This window comes from Pseudoalteromonas sp. KS88 (assembly GCF_004766475.1).
Classification (GTDB): Bacteria; Pseudomonadota; Gammaproteobacteria; order Enterobacterales; family Alteromonadaceae; genus Pseudoalteromonas.
On the sequence record NZ_PYHV01000025.1, the window covers coordinates 14,713 to 28,372 of the forward strand.

A 13,660-nucleotide genomic window follows, 5' to 3' on the forward strand; every position below is an offset into this window, starting at 1 on the left:
AACTTTGTTACTTATCTTGTTCAACTTGACCGAATTCAAGATCAACTGGCGTAGAACGACCAAAGATAAGTACAGATACTTTTACGCGGCTCTTTTCGTAGTCAACAGCTTCAACCACACCACTGAAGTCAGCGAATGGACCATCAACAACACGAACCACTTCACCTGGTTCAAACAATGTAGCAGGTTTAGGTGCTTCAGCGTTCTCTTGTAAGCGATTAAGAATACGATCAGCTTCTTTAGAGCTGATTGGCGCTGGGCGGTCAGATGTACCACCGATAAAGCCCATCACACGTGCTGTGCTGTTCACTAAGTGCCAGCTTGCATCGTTCATATCCATTTGGACTAGTACATAACCTGGAAAGAATTTACGCTCAGATTTACGCTTTTGACCAGCGCGCATCTCAACAACTTCTTCTGTAGGTACTAATATTTCACCAAAACTGTCTTCTAAACCTTCAATCTTGATATGCTCAAGAAGAGTTTGTGCAACACGCTTCTCATAACCTGAGAAAGCCTGTACTACGTACCAACGTAGTTTCTTTTCGTTGTTCTCATCCGACATGGGATCAGATCTCCAATCCAGTTAAAAAGCCTACTGCGCGGAATAAAATGCCATCTAATCCCCAAAGGATAAGTGCCATAATCACAGTTGCTACCATTACAATAAATGTCGTATGGGTAGTTTCTTGGCGCGTAGGCCACACTACTTTACGTACTTCAATACGCGCTTCTTTTGCAAAAGCAAGGAAGGTACGTCCTTTTTCTGTTACTGCTGCAATGCCTAAACCAGCAGCAACTGCAATAACAACACCAATAGCACGTAATAACACAGACTGATCTGCGTACATATAATTACCAACTACTGCGCCTGCAAGTAGCGCAATTGCCACAAGCCACTTTACTGAGTCCATCCCACTTGATGGCGTTTCTACATTCGTGCTCATAATATTATTACCTTAACTACAGACACAACAACCCTACACTACGGCAGGGTTAATCCATTAAAATCTAAACTTAAAAACAGACTTATTTAAACCGATTTTTAACCTAAGACTTTACCCACTCACAAGATAAAATTGGCAGGGGCGGAGAGATTCGAACTCCCAACCGTCGGTTTTGGAGACCGCTGTTCTACCAATTGGAACTACGCCCCTGCAAAGTGGATGCCTATTATACTTACGCAATTCATTAACACAAGAGTAAAAGATACCCATTAACTAAAATCTCACCTCATATTAAGTAAAACAATCTTAACTTTAATTAAAAATCAGTTTATGCTTGTTTCAATTAAGGGAATAATGAAAGCGTAAGGGAATCTGTGTTGATAGGTAAAATCATCATTTATACTGTGGTTATAAGCTTTAATATTTTATTTTCAGCCCTATCTAATGCTCGGTCTCTTCATTTAGACACTTACTCTACCGAGCAAGGTTTAACACAAAACTCAATCACCTGCGCTATCAACGACAAACGTGGATTTCATTGGTTTTCTACTCAAGGAGGCCTTAACCGTTTTGACGGCTATGACATAAAGCGCTTTAAATCCTATCCGATGGACCCGTTAAGCCTTTCTGGGAATTGGATCACGGCATGTGGGCATACTGAAAATGGCACCCTGTGGGTTACAACAGCGACAAAGGGGCTGAACCTTTTAGACACAGAAACTGGGCAGTTTAGCCATATTAATCAAACCACTGAGCTCGCAATTAAAGATGACCGCATTTGGTCAGCAACCATGGATAGTAAAAACACTCTGTGGATGGGTCATGAGGATGGCAATTTAACGCAACTTAATATTAAACATAAAACTGCCAAATTTTTTAGCTATACCCATCCCGATGCAAGCAACGTTATTTTTCGAGATGTAATCACTGATAATAATAATATTTGGATTGCGAGTAATGTTGGCTTAATCAAATTTGATAAACAAACAACACAATTTGTCCATTACCCTAAGAGCATGCAATCCCTATGGCGCTTAAAAACCATGCCCAACGAAGCGCTATTAATTGCCAGTAAAAATGGCTTGAGCACATTTAATCCAAAGACTGAAGAGTTTAAAGACCTAGCACAACTCAAGGGTATCTGGGTAACTGACATCATGTTTGATAATGAGCAAAACCTATGGCTCTCAAGCTATGGAAAAGGACTTTTTTATCAACCTTATTCAAATAATGTGGGCAATCACTTTGAGCAATATAGGCATACCGCAAAACAACAAAATGGCTTAGCGAGTGATTATCTACTTACCTTATACCAAGACCCACAAAATATTATTTGGATCGGCACGGATGGTTACGGCATTCAACGCTACGATGCATCTCAAAAACAGTTTAATCACCAACAACACCAAGAATCTGTAAACTCATCTATAAGTCATAACTTTGTGCGTGCTTTATTAAAGGATTCACAAGGTCGTCTATGGGTTGGTACTCGCTCTGGCCTTAATAAGCAAACAAAGCGCGGGTTTATACGCTATACAAAAGATGACAACGAACCTACTAGCTTAACCAACAATAATATTTTTAGTCTTTTTGAGGATGCTAATCAACGCGTGTGGATTGGCACTTATGGCGGTGGATTACTGCGATATGACCCACAAACTGACTCTTTTGCAGCATTTACCAAACAAAGCCATCAATTAAGTAGCAATAACATTTACGCTATTACGGGTGATGCTGAGGGTAATTTGTGGCTAGGTGGCAACCAAGGGCTTACCCGCTTTAACCCAGATACCCTAGCCGTTAAACATTTTCAGCATGACAAATCGGCCAATAGCTTATCCAACAATACGATTTTTACCCTGCTGTATGACAAGTATGCCAACGCAATATGGGCAGGCACCCGCGTTGGCTTAAATAAATTGCAATTAACAAATGAGCAATTTACTCATTATAAAGCCAATAGTAATAATGCTACGAGCCTGAGTCATAACATGGTCACGTCTATGCACCTTGAGAATGAACAAACACTTTGGGTAGGCACCATGGGAGGGCTAAACCGCCTTAATAAGAAGACGGGCGTGTCAAGCAGCATCTCGGAGCAAAATGGCTTGCTCAACGATAATATTTTCGCTGTTAAACAGGACAAGCAAAAACGCCTGTGGTTATCAAGTAATCAAGGATTAACGCGATACGACCCTAAAACAGAACAAATGCAACACTATTTACCAAGAGACGGTATTCAGCATAACTCTTTTATTCTTGGTGCTGCATACCAAAGCGATGATGGCGAGCTACTCTTTGGCGGAATTAACGGCTTTAATCAATTTTATCCTCACGAGTTAGCACACACCAAAGCAACGCCTGAGCCAGTCCTGACAGAGCTACTCATTAATAACCAAGCCTCACACATAAAAAGCTATGCTAGCGAAGATAAAACTAAACTAATTAGCTATGCCAGCAACCTTACTTTTGATAAGGCTGTTGGTGTAATAGGCTTCACATTTTCAGCGCTAAACAGTAATTCCTCCCCCGCTCTTTATCAATACGCGTATAAACTTGTGGGATTAGACAAGCAGTTTTTATTTGCCGACGCAAAGCAGCGATACATCAACTATTCCCAACTCCCTGCTGGCAGTTACCAATTGCAATTAAAAGTAAAAGACCAGCATGGAAAATGGAGTAAACCAAGCGAGTTAATCAACCTCACTATTGTGCCTCCATGGTGGCAAACAACATTTGCTTATATTATTTATATAAGCTTGAGCATTTTAATTATCTGGTTAATCACTTACTCAATGTATCGGGCTAAAATTGCTGAACAAAAAAACAAGCAGGCACAAGAGCTAAATAAATTAAAAAGTGAATTTTTAGACAACATAAGCCACGAATTAAAAACTCCGTTGAGTTTAATTATTGCCCCGTTAGAGTATTTGCAAGCACATTTTAAAGAAGCTGCCGCCCAAGTTCATTTATCGACTATTAAACGCAATAGCCAGTACTTACTTACGTTAATAAATCAATTATTGCAGCTTAGTCAGCGTCCAAGTGCAGCGTTAAACACAGTTTCACCCTACTCAATCTCAACCATCTTTGAGCAGCTGGTTGAAGACTTCAATATGCTCTTTGTTAAAAAGCAGATTTCCTTTTCTATAAAAAAACAAACACCTAATGATTTATACATTAATGTAGAACCACAGCATACCTTATCTATTATTAGCAATTTACTTAGTAACGCACTCAAGTACACACCTTCTCACGGTAGCGTGACGATTACGTTGTCTGAAAATGATAAAATGGCACAAATTAGCGTACAAGACACAGGTATAGGCATTGAAAAACATCAACAAGAGGCAATTTTTGAACGCTTTAACCGCGTTAATTCAGATAATAATGGTTGTGGTATTGGCTTAGCGCTCGTTAAACAACTCACCCAGCAATACAATGGTTCTGTATCGCTAGAGAGCGAAAAAGGAAAAGGAAGTTGTTTTAGGGTGTGTTTACCATTGGTACAAGCCATGTCACCCATTTCACTGCCTACGGAAGAACAGGCAGGTGTTATTAACTCATCACAACATAAAAAGATCCTCATCGTTGAAGATAATGAAGATATGCGGCAACTACTGGTGTCACTGTTTTCACCCAATTACATCTGTATAAGCGCACAAAACGGCGAGCAAGGTGTACTGATGTGTAAAAGCGAGATGCCCGATTTAGTCATTAGCGATGTGATGATGCCTATCATGGATGGCTATGAATTGCTCAATACGCTTAGAACCAATATAGCAACAAGCCATATACCTGTATTGTTGCTTTCAGCCAAAGCAGACACTCAAAGCCGATTAAAGGGCCTTGATTTACTCGCGGATGATTTTCTCAGTAAACCCTTTGAACCAAAACTACTCCTGGGTAGAGTACAAGGGTTATTAAATATTAGAGAAGTGCTAAATCGTCATTTGTCGTTACAACTGTCGAGCCATGAAGTCGCTGGAACGAGTGATTCATCGTTTATACAAAACAAAGACTATTCGTTTACTGAACGATTAAAAAACATTGTTCATAAACATTACCAGCAAGAAAGCTTTACGGTTGAGCAGCTGGCTGAACATATGCACATTAGCTCGCGTGCCTTACAGTTAAAGATGAAAGCTATTTTTAATTTAACCCCCACAGATTACATCCGCAATATTCGTTTGGTTCAGGCTGAAAAACTGCTTTTAGAAACAGATCTTGCCGTTGGATTAATTGCAGATAAAGTCGGTTTTAGTTCGCAAAGCTATTTCGCACGATGCTTTAAAACTAAACACCAGCTAACACCAAAGCAGTTTCGCGATAACAATAAAAAATTAGCAAAAATTTCGCCTATGTGATTAAATCGTTCGCTTATGTACTATTTTTAACTAGCTGATTTAACTAAATTAACCTTAATTAAAACGTGCACACTTCTACGCACTATATTAAGGAAAATAGCATGCTAAAAACCACAAAAACGATACTGTTGAGTTCTTTATTAATAACTGGGCTAGCAGGCTGCCAAAGCACCTCAACTAAAGTAACCTCAGAGCAAAACTCACCAGATATAAACGAGGTATCAAAGCAGCAATACAATGGTCCAAAAGCTCGAATCGCTGTTGCACGCTTTACTGATAAATCAAATGACTCACGATGGTGGCGTAAAGAGTTAGGTGAAGGAATGGCAGATCAACTTACCACCGCACTTGTCAGTACTAACCGTTTTATTGTATTGGAGCGCCAAGCATTAGATGCTGTACTTTCAGAGCAAGATTTAGCAGTCTCTGGCAGAGTGAGCGCACAATCCGGTGCAGCTTATGGGCAGATTGAAGGCGCTGAAATTGTAGTCGTTGCAGCGGTTACCGAGTTCGATGATGACAACTCGGGTGCACGAGTGGGATCAGGCGGTTTTATTGGTGATGTGTTTAGTTCTGTTTCAGCTGGTTTTTCTGGATCGCATATGGCCATTGATCTACGTTTAATTGATACGCGCACTTCACGTATTCTTGCTGCAACCAGCGTTGAAGGTGGCAGTAAAGATTTCGATTTTACCAGCGCAGCAACTAATTTTGGTGGCGCACTAGTTGGTGGCAGCCTTAGTGGTTGGTCAGACACACCGAAAGAAAAAGCGCTGCGAGAAGTAATAATCAAAGCGGTGGAGTTTTTAGAAACTAAAGTCCCAGATACCTACTATCGCTATAACCAAAATAACACGCTTGCAGCAGGTTATACCGCACCACCACCGCCAAAAGCAATCAGCAAAAAAGCACCAGCTGCGGTGGTTGTTGATGTACCGAATCATAGAATGCCACATTATGAAAAAATGGATTTAGCGATGTCTCGCATGAATCTTGTTTGTTTAGGTTATTTGAGAAATCAGCCACATTATGAAGAGTTTGAAACGCAAGATGTTGTATACGACCGTCAAACAGTTATTGCCTTGCGTGAATATCAACAAGAAAAGCAATTAGCAGTGACAGGGCTTGCCGATGAAGCCACTAAAAAGCACCTTGATGATTCAAAGTGCATTGCTAAAACGCAAAAATCAGGACTTGAAAGCTTAGGTAGCATATTTCAAATTGACTAAATTTAAATAAAAAAAGCGGCTATCCCCTAGCCGCTTTTAATCTACTCGTAATAACTCACCGCGGTAAAAATCACACAGTAACCATATTTGTTCAAATTGATGGTTTTTTGGAAAAGCTATTTTTTTGATTGTTGCTTCAAAGTCACTTCTATTCCAGATGGGGCTGGCGTTACGAATTAGCAACCAGGTGCGTTTTGAGTAATAGCGCTTAGTGGCTTTTTGTTTGAGCAATCGTCCTAGTGCTGATTGCAGTCGGTGTTCACTGGGCTGTTGTGCCATATCAGCTAAGTCACATTGCATTTGTATCGACAATGGCCGGCCTAACACGGCCATTGCTTCGGTTTCGCTGGCGTATAAATGCGCTACTTCTATATCGAGCTGCTCATTTGCTTGATAGCAACTTACATCAGGTCTATTCGGTTCATTATGCCAAATGTGGCGCATATGAATACCGGTTTGCTGTTCGTAACAGCGTAAAAATAACTTAGCAGCCCCATGCTCAAGGGCTACTTTTTCGCGTTCACTGTCACGCTTCATTTAGTACGTTATACACTTGGCTTAATAAACTCGAAGCGCCGAATCTGAATGTTTGCGGGTTTAAGTAATCAGCCCCCATAATATCACTCGCTAAGTGTAAATAATCACTGGCCTCACTCACCGTTTTAACGCCGCCAGCGGCCTTAAACCCAACCACTTTATTTGAGGCTTTAATTGCCTCTAGCATTATTTTTGTTGCATCAAGTGTCGCGTTAATAGTCACTTTACCAGTGCTGGTTTTTACAAAGTCAGCCCCGCCGGCAATCGCAATTTCTGTTGCTAACTTAATTAACGTTGGAGTTTTAAGCTCACCTGATTCAATGATAACTTTTAATTGAACATGCTCAGGGCATACCGCTTTGCTAGCTGTTACATACTCAAGCGCTTTCGCATCATCACCCGCTGCTAACGCTTTATAGGGCAGCACCAAGTCAATTTCATCAGCGCCACGCTCAATAGCAACTAAGGTTTCGTTAATCACATCACTTAATGCAGCATCACCAGCTGGAAAGTTGGTTACCGTGGCCACTTTAATGTGGTTTAACTCACGTTGTGCCAGAAACACTTTTGCATCGTCAACAAACTCGCTATACACGCACACTGCCGCTGGCGTCCCCAATAAAGGCTGGATGCTTGCCACTAATTGCTCGATCGTGTCAGTTGTATCGGTTTCATTAAGCGTTGTTAAATCCATAACGGCGACAGTGCGCACTGCATTTTTATGTTTTTCATTCATGAATTAACCACCCTACTCGTATCATAATTAGTGTTCTATATTAGCAAATTATCATAATCTAGCTATATCTCATAACTAATCACAATAAGCAGATTAATCTACTTGAAAGTAGCCGCAATCCCTTGTTAACTAAGCCTTAGGCCAAATTAACACACCCTATATAACTTTTGGTTATATGAACTGGGTTTTAATTATTTTTTACTTCGCTGTGCGCGCTATACTCTGCGTTTCTATTAAGCATATATGCTACGACAGTTGTTAAGAGGTGTTACTACAATGCAATATTTACCTATCTTCACCAAGCTAGATAATAAACCTGTACTGGTTGTGGGTGGTGGAGAAGTTGCATTACGCAAATGCCGTGCATTTTTAAAAGCACGCGCCAGTGTTACCTTAGTTGCACCTTGGTTTTGTGATGAGTTAAAAGAACATGCACAAAATAATGAAGTAACGCTTATTGACGCCTACTTCGAGGAATCACACCTTGAAGGCAAAATGCTGGTTATTGCAGCCACAGATAATGACGCCGTCAACAACACCGTATTTGAACTTGCCAATGCAAAAAATGTATTTGTAAATGTGGTAGATGATCAACCTAAATGCACGTTTATCTTTCCTTCTATTGTTGACCGTGATCCCATTACTATTGCGATTTCAAGCGCTGGCACAGCGCCTGTTTTAGCAAGGCGACTGCGCGAAAAACTCGAAACACTGATCCCACAGCATATTGGCCCGCTTGCAACGTTAGTGGGAAGCTTTAGAGACAAAGTTAAGCAGCGCTTTAAACATTTTGCCGATCGCCGTCAATTTTGGGAAGGCGTGTTTGATTCCTCTGTGGTCAGCAAAGTTCAAAGTGGTGATACACAATCAGCTATGGCGCAATTAGAGCAACTTCTTGATGCCAAGCCAGAGCCTGAAGGCGAAGTGTATGTGATCGGTGCAGGCCCAGGCGACCCAGAATTATTAACCTTAAAAGCACTGCAATTAATGCAACAAGCTGATGTAGTGGTATATGACTACCTCGTCTCAGATGAAATTATGGAACTGGTTCGTCGAGACGCCGATTTAGTGTGTGTTGGTAAGCGTTTAGGCGATCATAGTGTAGCGCAAGAAGATACTAACCAAATGCTGGTCGACTTTGCCAAACAAGGTAAAAAAGTATGCCGTATCAAAGGCGGCGACCCGTTTATTTATGGCCGTGGTGGTGAAGAAGTACAAGTACTGGCAGCGAATAACGTAAGTTACCAGATAGTGCCGGGCATTACCGCTGCCGCAGGCTGTAGTGCCTATGCAGGTATTCCGCTAACGCATCGTGACCATGCACAGGCTATTCAGTTTGTTACCGGCCACTGTAAAAAAGACGGCCAAGAGTTAGATTGGCAATCACTGGCTAAACCAAATCAAACTTTAGCAATTTACATGGGTGTAATTAAATCACCACATATTCAAGCGCAACTACTTAAACATGGCCGTGGTGCAGATACTCCTGTCGCAATTATTGAAAACGGAACACGTAAAAACCAACGCGTTGTAACAGGAAAACTAGGGGAATTAGCCGACTTAATTGAAAGTCATAGCATTATTTCACCTGCATTACTGATTATTGGTGAGGTAGCCTCTTTGCATGAGCAACTTCATTGGTTTGGCGAAAAAGCACAAACCAGTTGCTTTGCGCAGCCACTAACCGACGTGGCATAAGAACAAATTTTTATCACTTTTAATTTTTAACTTTAATCATTTTAGTAGGACGACTAACAATGGCTTTAACTCACCTTCAGCAACTAGAAGCTGAAAGTATCAAAATCATGCGCGAAGTCGCCGCTGAGTTTGAGAACCCAGTTATGCTTTACTCTATCGGTAAAGATTCATCGGTGCTTTTACACTTAGCGCGTAAGGCTTTTTACCCAGGTAAAATTCCATTTCCACTGCTCCACGTTGATACCGACTGGAAGTTTAAAGAAATGATTGAGTTTCGTGACCGCTTGTCAAAAGAGTACGGCTTTGACCTAATCGTTCATAAAAACCCTGAAGGCTTAGCAATGGGTGTGGGTCCATTTACCCATGGTTCTGGTAAACACACGGACATCATGAAAACCCAAGGTTTAAAACAAGCACTTGATAAGTACGGTTTTGACGCAGCCTTTGGTGGCGCACGCCGCGATGAAGAAAAATCACGAGCAAAAGAGCGTGTGTACTCGTTCCGTGACAAACACCATCGCTGGGATCCAAAAAATCAGCGTCCTGAATTGTGGAATACTTACAACAGCCAAGTTAACCCAGGTGAAAGCATTCGTGTATTCCCACTGTCTAACTGGACTGAGCTGGATATTTGGCAATACATTTACCAAGAAAACATCGATATGGTGCCGCTATACCTAGCTAAAGAACGCCCGGTTGTAGAGCGTGATGGTACCTTGATTATGGTTGATGACGAACGTATGCCACTTAATGAAGGCGAAGTACCGCAAATGAAGTCAGTGCGTTTTCGTACTCTTGGCTGTTACCCACTTACGGGTGCAGTAGAGTCAACGGCAAGCACATTAACTGAAATTATCGAAGAAATGCTGTTATCGACTTCATCAGAGCGCGAAGGTCGCGTCATTGATCATGATTCAGCAGGTTCAATGGAGAAGAAAAAACGTGAGGGCTATTTCTAATGTCTACTAACACTAACGACACCATTAACGAAGTAAGAGAAATTGGCATCGACGCCTACCTTGCTCGCCAACAAGATAAAAGCCTATTACGTATGTTGACCTGTGGCAGCGTAGATGACGGTAAATCAACCCTGATTGGCCGCCTATTACACGACAGTCACCAAATTTATGAAGATCAGCTAGCAGCCCTTCATAAAGATAACGAAAAAGTCGGTAACGCCGGCGAAGAACTTGATTTAGCCCTACTGGTTGATGGCCTGCAAGCCGAGCGTGAGCAAGGCATTACCATTGACGTAGCGTATCGTTATTTCTCAACCGCTAAACGTAAGTTTATTATTGCTGACACCCCAGGGCACGAGCAATACACCCGCAACATGGTAACCGGTGCATCAACCAGTGATGTAGCCATTATTCTTGTTGATGCCCGCTACGGCGTGCAAGTTCAAACTAAGCGCCATAGCTTTATTTGTGATTCACTGGGTATTAAACAGTTTGTTGTGGCGATAAACAAAATGGATATCGTTGATTTTGACGAAACCGTCTATGAGCGCATTAAAGCGGATTACCTAAAATTTGCTGAGCAACTTAACGTCTCTGATATTAAGTTTGTACCTATGTCGGCGCTTAAAGGCGATAACGTGGTTACTCGCTCTGCACATACACCGTATTATACTGACAAGCCGTTACTTGAGTTACTTGAAGACTCACCAGCTGCCGAAACCGACACAGGCTTTGAAGCGCGCTTCCCGGTGCAATATGTTGTGCGCCCTAACTTAAACTTCCGTGGTTTCCAAGGTACATTAACATCGGGTAGGTTATCTGTTGGCGATGCAGTAAAAGTATTACCATCGGGTAAAATATCAAGCATTAAAGAACTTGTCACGTTTGACGGTAACCTAGACACAGCACATGCTGGCCAAGCAATCACGATTACGCTTAATAGTGAAATTGATATTAGCCGTGGTGATGTAATTGTTCCTGCTGATTCTACTGTTGCTGTGACGAACCAAGTACAAGCAAAGTTAGTGTGGATGCATGAAGCACCGCTCGTACTAGGTAAAAGCTATAACTTTAAGTTAGGCAGTAAAAACACCTCTGCTATCGTTAAGAAGATTGATCACACTATTGATGTGAACACCCTTGAACACGGCAGCGCAGACAGCCTACAACTTAATGAAATCGCCATTGTAACGCTTGAGCTGACAGAAACAATTTTAGCTGATGAATATCACAACAATCACGAAACTGGCTCGTTTATCTTAATCGACCGTTTATCTAACTTAACCGTTGCAGCGGGCATGGTAGAGCAAGCACTTGCCAGCCAAGAGCAAAGCGGTGACTTTAGTGATTTTGAAGTTGAATTTAACGCTTTAGTACGCAAGCACTTCCCACATTGGCAAGCGCTTGACATTTCTAAGCTTAAATAACTAACTTTGCCTGTTAAGGACATTTAAAGCATGTATCAACAGCTAGTATTAACAGGCATTATGCTTACTTTAGTCGGCTGCCTTTTTGGCACTCGACTAAAGCCAGCATGGCTTTTTGTCGGTGCCATTGGTACCGCCTATTTAGCGGGCCTGATTGAGCTTGAAGACATGTTGGTAAATTACGCCAACCCCTCCCTTATTACTTTGGTTTTATTAGTTTTAGTGTCTATCGCGGTTGAAAAAACCACGCTAGTGCAAAAATTAGCCCAGTCACTTTCGAAGGGTAGCTTATCCAGCTCAGTGACCAAGCTTGGCCTTTCAACAGCCTTTTTATCATCCTTTACTAACAACACCGCCGTAGTGGCATCTTTAATTACCGCAATTAAAGACAGTCCAACTCATTCCCCGTCAAAACTGTTATTACCATTATCGTACACCGCTATTTTAGGTGGCACGATCACTTTAATTGGTACTTCAACAAATTTAATCGTCAATGGTTTTGCCGTTGACGCTGGCATGGCACCGCTGGGCTTTTTCGACTTTACTTTAGTCGGGTTAGGCGCACTGAGTGTTGGCCTTATCACTATTTTAGTAATGCTAAAATACTTACCCGACAACGGTAAGAACGACCAAGAAGTCGTGCCATTTTACCTTGAAGGTAAAGTAGAACCTGGTTCAAAATTAATTGGTAAAAGCGTAGAAGAAAACGGCCTGCGCGACCTTAAAGACTTATTCCTAGCCGAAATATTACGAGGCGACAGACGTATATGCGCAGTAACCCCGCAGCAAGTAATAAAATCTGGCGATGTGTTACTGTTTGTCGGCGACATTAAATCAGTGCCACTACTGACCCGCTTTGATGGCTTAAAAGTCGTGCATGATAAGCACGAAAAAGACGTAGAGCACCTCGTTGAAGTGGTCGTAAGTCAATCATCTAAGTTTATTGGCAAAACAGTCAAAGAAATTCGTTTTCGCGAGCAGTTTCATGCTGCCGTTATTGCTATTCGCCGCGGTCATGACCGCCTTCAAGGTGGCCTTGGTAAAGTGCAGCTACAAGCCGGCGATTCATTAATTCTTGCTCCAGGTAAGGATTTTTATACCTTGCCTAATTTAAAGCGTGAGTTTGTGTATATCTCAGGGCTTGATTTACAAACTCACCTTGCCTCTAAACAATCAAATTTAGTGCTCGCAAGTTTTGCCACCGTATTAGGATTAAGCATTTTTGGTATCGTGCCACTTGTTAAAGGCCTACTGGTCTTGCTAATCGGCTTAATGCTCACAGGCACTATTAAACTTAATGAAGTAAAGCGCCGTTTCCCTATCGAGTTACTAGCAGTAGTGGGCAGTGCCATTGGCCTTGCCAAGCTTATGATAGGCACAGGCCTAGCAGGGCAAATATCTGACGCAATGTTTTATGTCCTCGGTGATTTTGGTCCTTACGGCGCGTTTATTGCCATATTTATTATGACTGTGTTATTCACTGAGCTCATTACAAACAATGCAGCCGCAGCTTTATCATTTCCAGTGGCTTACGCTTTAGCGATTGGTTTTAATGTAGACCCGTTACCATTTATTATGGCGGTTGCATTTGGTGCCTCGGCCAGCTTTATATCACCGTTTGGTTATCAAACTAACCTAATGGTTTATAGCGCGGGTAATTACCGCTTAAAAGATTACGTATTAATGGGTTTACCGCTTTCTGTTATTTATTCAATAACGGTGTTAACCCTAATTCCGCTGGTATTCCCGTTTTAACCAGC

The 13,660-nt window shown here is 41.7% G+C and carries 10 protein-coding genes and 1 tRNA gene; 6 read left to right on the top strand and 5 right to left on the bottom strand.

What is annotated here, in order from left to right; genetic code table 11:
- Nucleotides 1-7 precede the first annotated feature (7 nt).
- From nusG to C7Y70_RS16345, 3 genes are all read right to left on the bottom strand, one after another.
- Nucleotides 8-565: a transcription termination/antitermination protein NusG gene (nusG, locus tag C7Y70_RS16335; protein ID WP_087532504.1), complete on the bottom strand. Its 558-nt coding sequence runs from the start codon at nucleotides 563-565 to the stop codon at nucleotides 8-10.
- Between the two features lie 4 nt (nucleotides 566-569).
- Nucleotides 570-947 carry a preprotein translocase subunit SecE gene (secE, locus tag C7Y70_RS16340; protein WP_099295623.1) on the bottom strand — a complete coding sequence of 126 codons (378 nt, stop codon included), beginning with the start codon at nucleotides 945-947 and terminating at the stop codon, nucleotides 570-572.
- Between the two features lie 133 nt (nucleotides 948-1,080).
- Nucleotides 1,081-1,157, bottom strand: a tRNA-Trp gene (locus C7Y70_RS16345).
- Nucleotides 1,158-1,321: 164 nt separating this feature from the next.
- Between C7Y70_RS16345 and C7Y70_RS16350 the strand changes: the two genes are divergently transcribed.
- Both C7Y70_RS16350 and C7Y70_RS16355 read left to right on the top strand, forming a co-directional pair.
- Nucleotides 1,322-5,314, top strand: a complete 3,993-nt coding sequence (locus C7Y70_RS16350; RefSeq protein ID WP_210114675.1) for a two-component regulator propeller domain-containing protein — start codon at nucleotides 1,322-1,324, stop codon at nucleotides 5,312-5,314.
- Nucleotides 5,315-5,415: 101 nt separating this feature from the next.
- Entirely contained in the window at nucleotides 5,416-6,543 is a 1,128-nt protein-coding gene (locus C7Y70_RS16355; RefSeq protein ID WP_135475876.1) for a CsgG/HfaB family protein, read from the top strand.
- A gap of 36 nt (nucleotides 6,544-6,579) precedes the next feature.
- On the opposite strand, the gene C7Y70_RS16360 is transcribed toward C7Y70_RS16355, so the two are convergent.
- Entirely contained in the window at nucleotides 6,580-7,080 is a 501-nt protein-coding gene (locus C7Y70_RS16360; protein WP_135475878.1) for a hypothetical protein, read from the bottom strand.
- Nucleotides 7,070-7,816 carry a deoxyribose-phosphate aldolase gene (gene deoC / locus C7Y70_RS16365; RefSeq protein WP_135475880.1) on the bottom strand — a complete coding sequence of 249 codons (747 nt, stop codon included), beginning with the start codon at nucleotides 7,814-7,816 and terminating at the stop codon, nucleotides 7,070-7,072. The genes C7Y70_RS16360 and deoC overlap by 11 nt, the downstream gene beginning before the upstream one ends.
- Before the next feature lie 276 nt (nucleotides 7,817-8,092).
- Here deoC and cysG point away from each other — a divergent pair, with 276 nt between their 5' ends.
- Genes cysG through C7Y70_RS16385 form a run of 4 tightly spaced genes read left to right on the top strand, consistent with a single transcriptional unit; the run spans nucleotide 8,093 to nucleotide 13,655 of the window.
- Nucleotides 8,093-9,514 carry a siroheme synthase CysG gene (gene cysG, locus C7Y70_RS16370; protein WP_135475882.1) on the top strand — a complete coding sequence of 474 codons (1,422 nt, stop codon included), beginning with the start codon at nucleotides 8,093-8,095 and terminating at the stop codon, nucleotides 9,512-9,514.
- Between the two features lie 59 nt (nucleotides 9,515-9,573).
- On the top strand, nucleotides 9,574-10,473 hold the full coding sequence (gene cysD / locus C7Y70_RS16375; protein WP_099295618.1) for a sulfate adenylyltransferase subunit CysD: 900 nt from the start codon (nucleotides 9,574-9,576) through the stop codon (nucleotides 10,471-10,473).
- The gene (gene cysN / locus C7Y70_RS16380; protein ID WP_135475884.1) at nucleotides 10,473-11,900 is read left to right on the top strand and encodes a sulfate adenylyltransferase subunit CysN; all 1,428 of its coding nucleotides are present in this window, start codon (nucleotides 10,473-10,475) and stop codon (nucleotides 11,898-11,900) included. Before cysD ends, cysN begins: the two co-directional genes overlap by 1 nt.
- A gap of 30 nt (nucleotides 11,901-11,930) precedes the next feature.
- A complete protein-coding gene (locus tag C7Y70_RS16385) occupies nucleotides 11,931-13,655 on the top strand; it encodes an SLC13 family permease (RefSeq protein WP_099295616.1) in 1,725 nt (574 codons plus the stop codon).
- Nucleotides 13,656-13,660 lie beyond the last annotated feature (5 nt).

What these genes read in the sequence shown, in the direction of transcription:
- nusG (WP_087532504.1), bottom strand. Translation starts at nt 565, where the DNA reads ATGTCGGATGAGAACAACGAAAAGAAACTACGTTGGTACGTAGTACAG.
- secE (WP_099295623.1), bottom strand. Translation starts at nt 947, where the DNA reads ATGAGCACGAATGTAGAAACGCCATCAAGTGGGATGGACTCAGTAAAG.
- C7Y70_RS16355 (WP_135475876.1), top strand. Translation starts at nt 5,416, where the DNA reads ATGCTAAAAACCACAAAAACGATACTGTTGAGTTCTTTATTAATAACT.
- C7Y70_RS16360 (WP_135475878.1), bottom strand. Translation starts at nt 7,080, where the DNA reads ATGAAGCGTGACAGTGAACGCGAAAAAGTAGCCCTTGAGCATGGGGCT.
- deoC (WP_135475880.1), bottom strand. Translation starts at nt 7,816, where the DNA reads ATGAATGAAAAACATAAAAATGCAGTGCGCACTGTCGCCGTTATGGAT.
- cysG (WP_135475882.1), top strand. Translation starts at nt 8,093, where the DNA reads ATGCAATATTTACCTATCTTCACCAAGCTAGATAATAAACCTGTACTG.
- cysD (WP_099295618.1), top strand. Translation starts at nt 9,574, where the DNA reads ATGGCTTTAACTCACCTTCAGCAACTAGAAGCTGAAAGTATCAAAATC.
- cysN (WP_135475884.1), top strand. Translation starts at nt 10,473, where the DNA reads ATGTCTACTAACACTAACGACACCATTAACGAAGTAAGAGAAATTGGC.
- C7Y70_RS16385 (WP_099295616.1), top strand. Translation starts at nt 11,931, where the DNA reads ATGTATCAACAGCTAGTATTAACAGGCATTATGCTTACTTTAGTCGGC.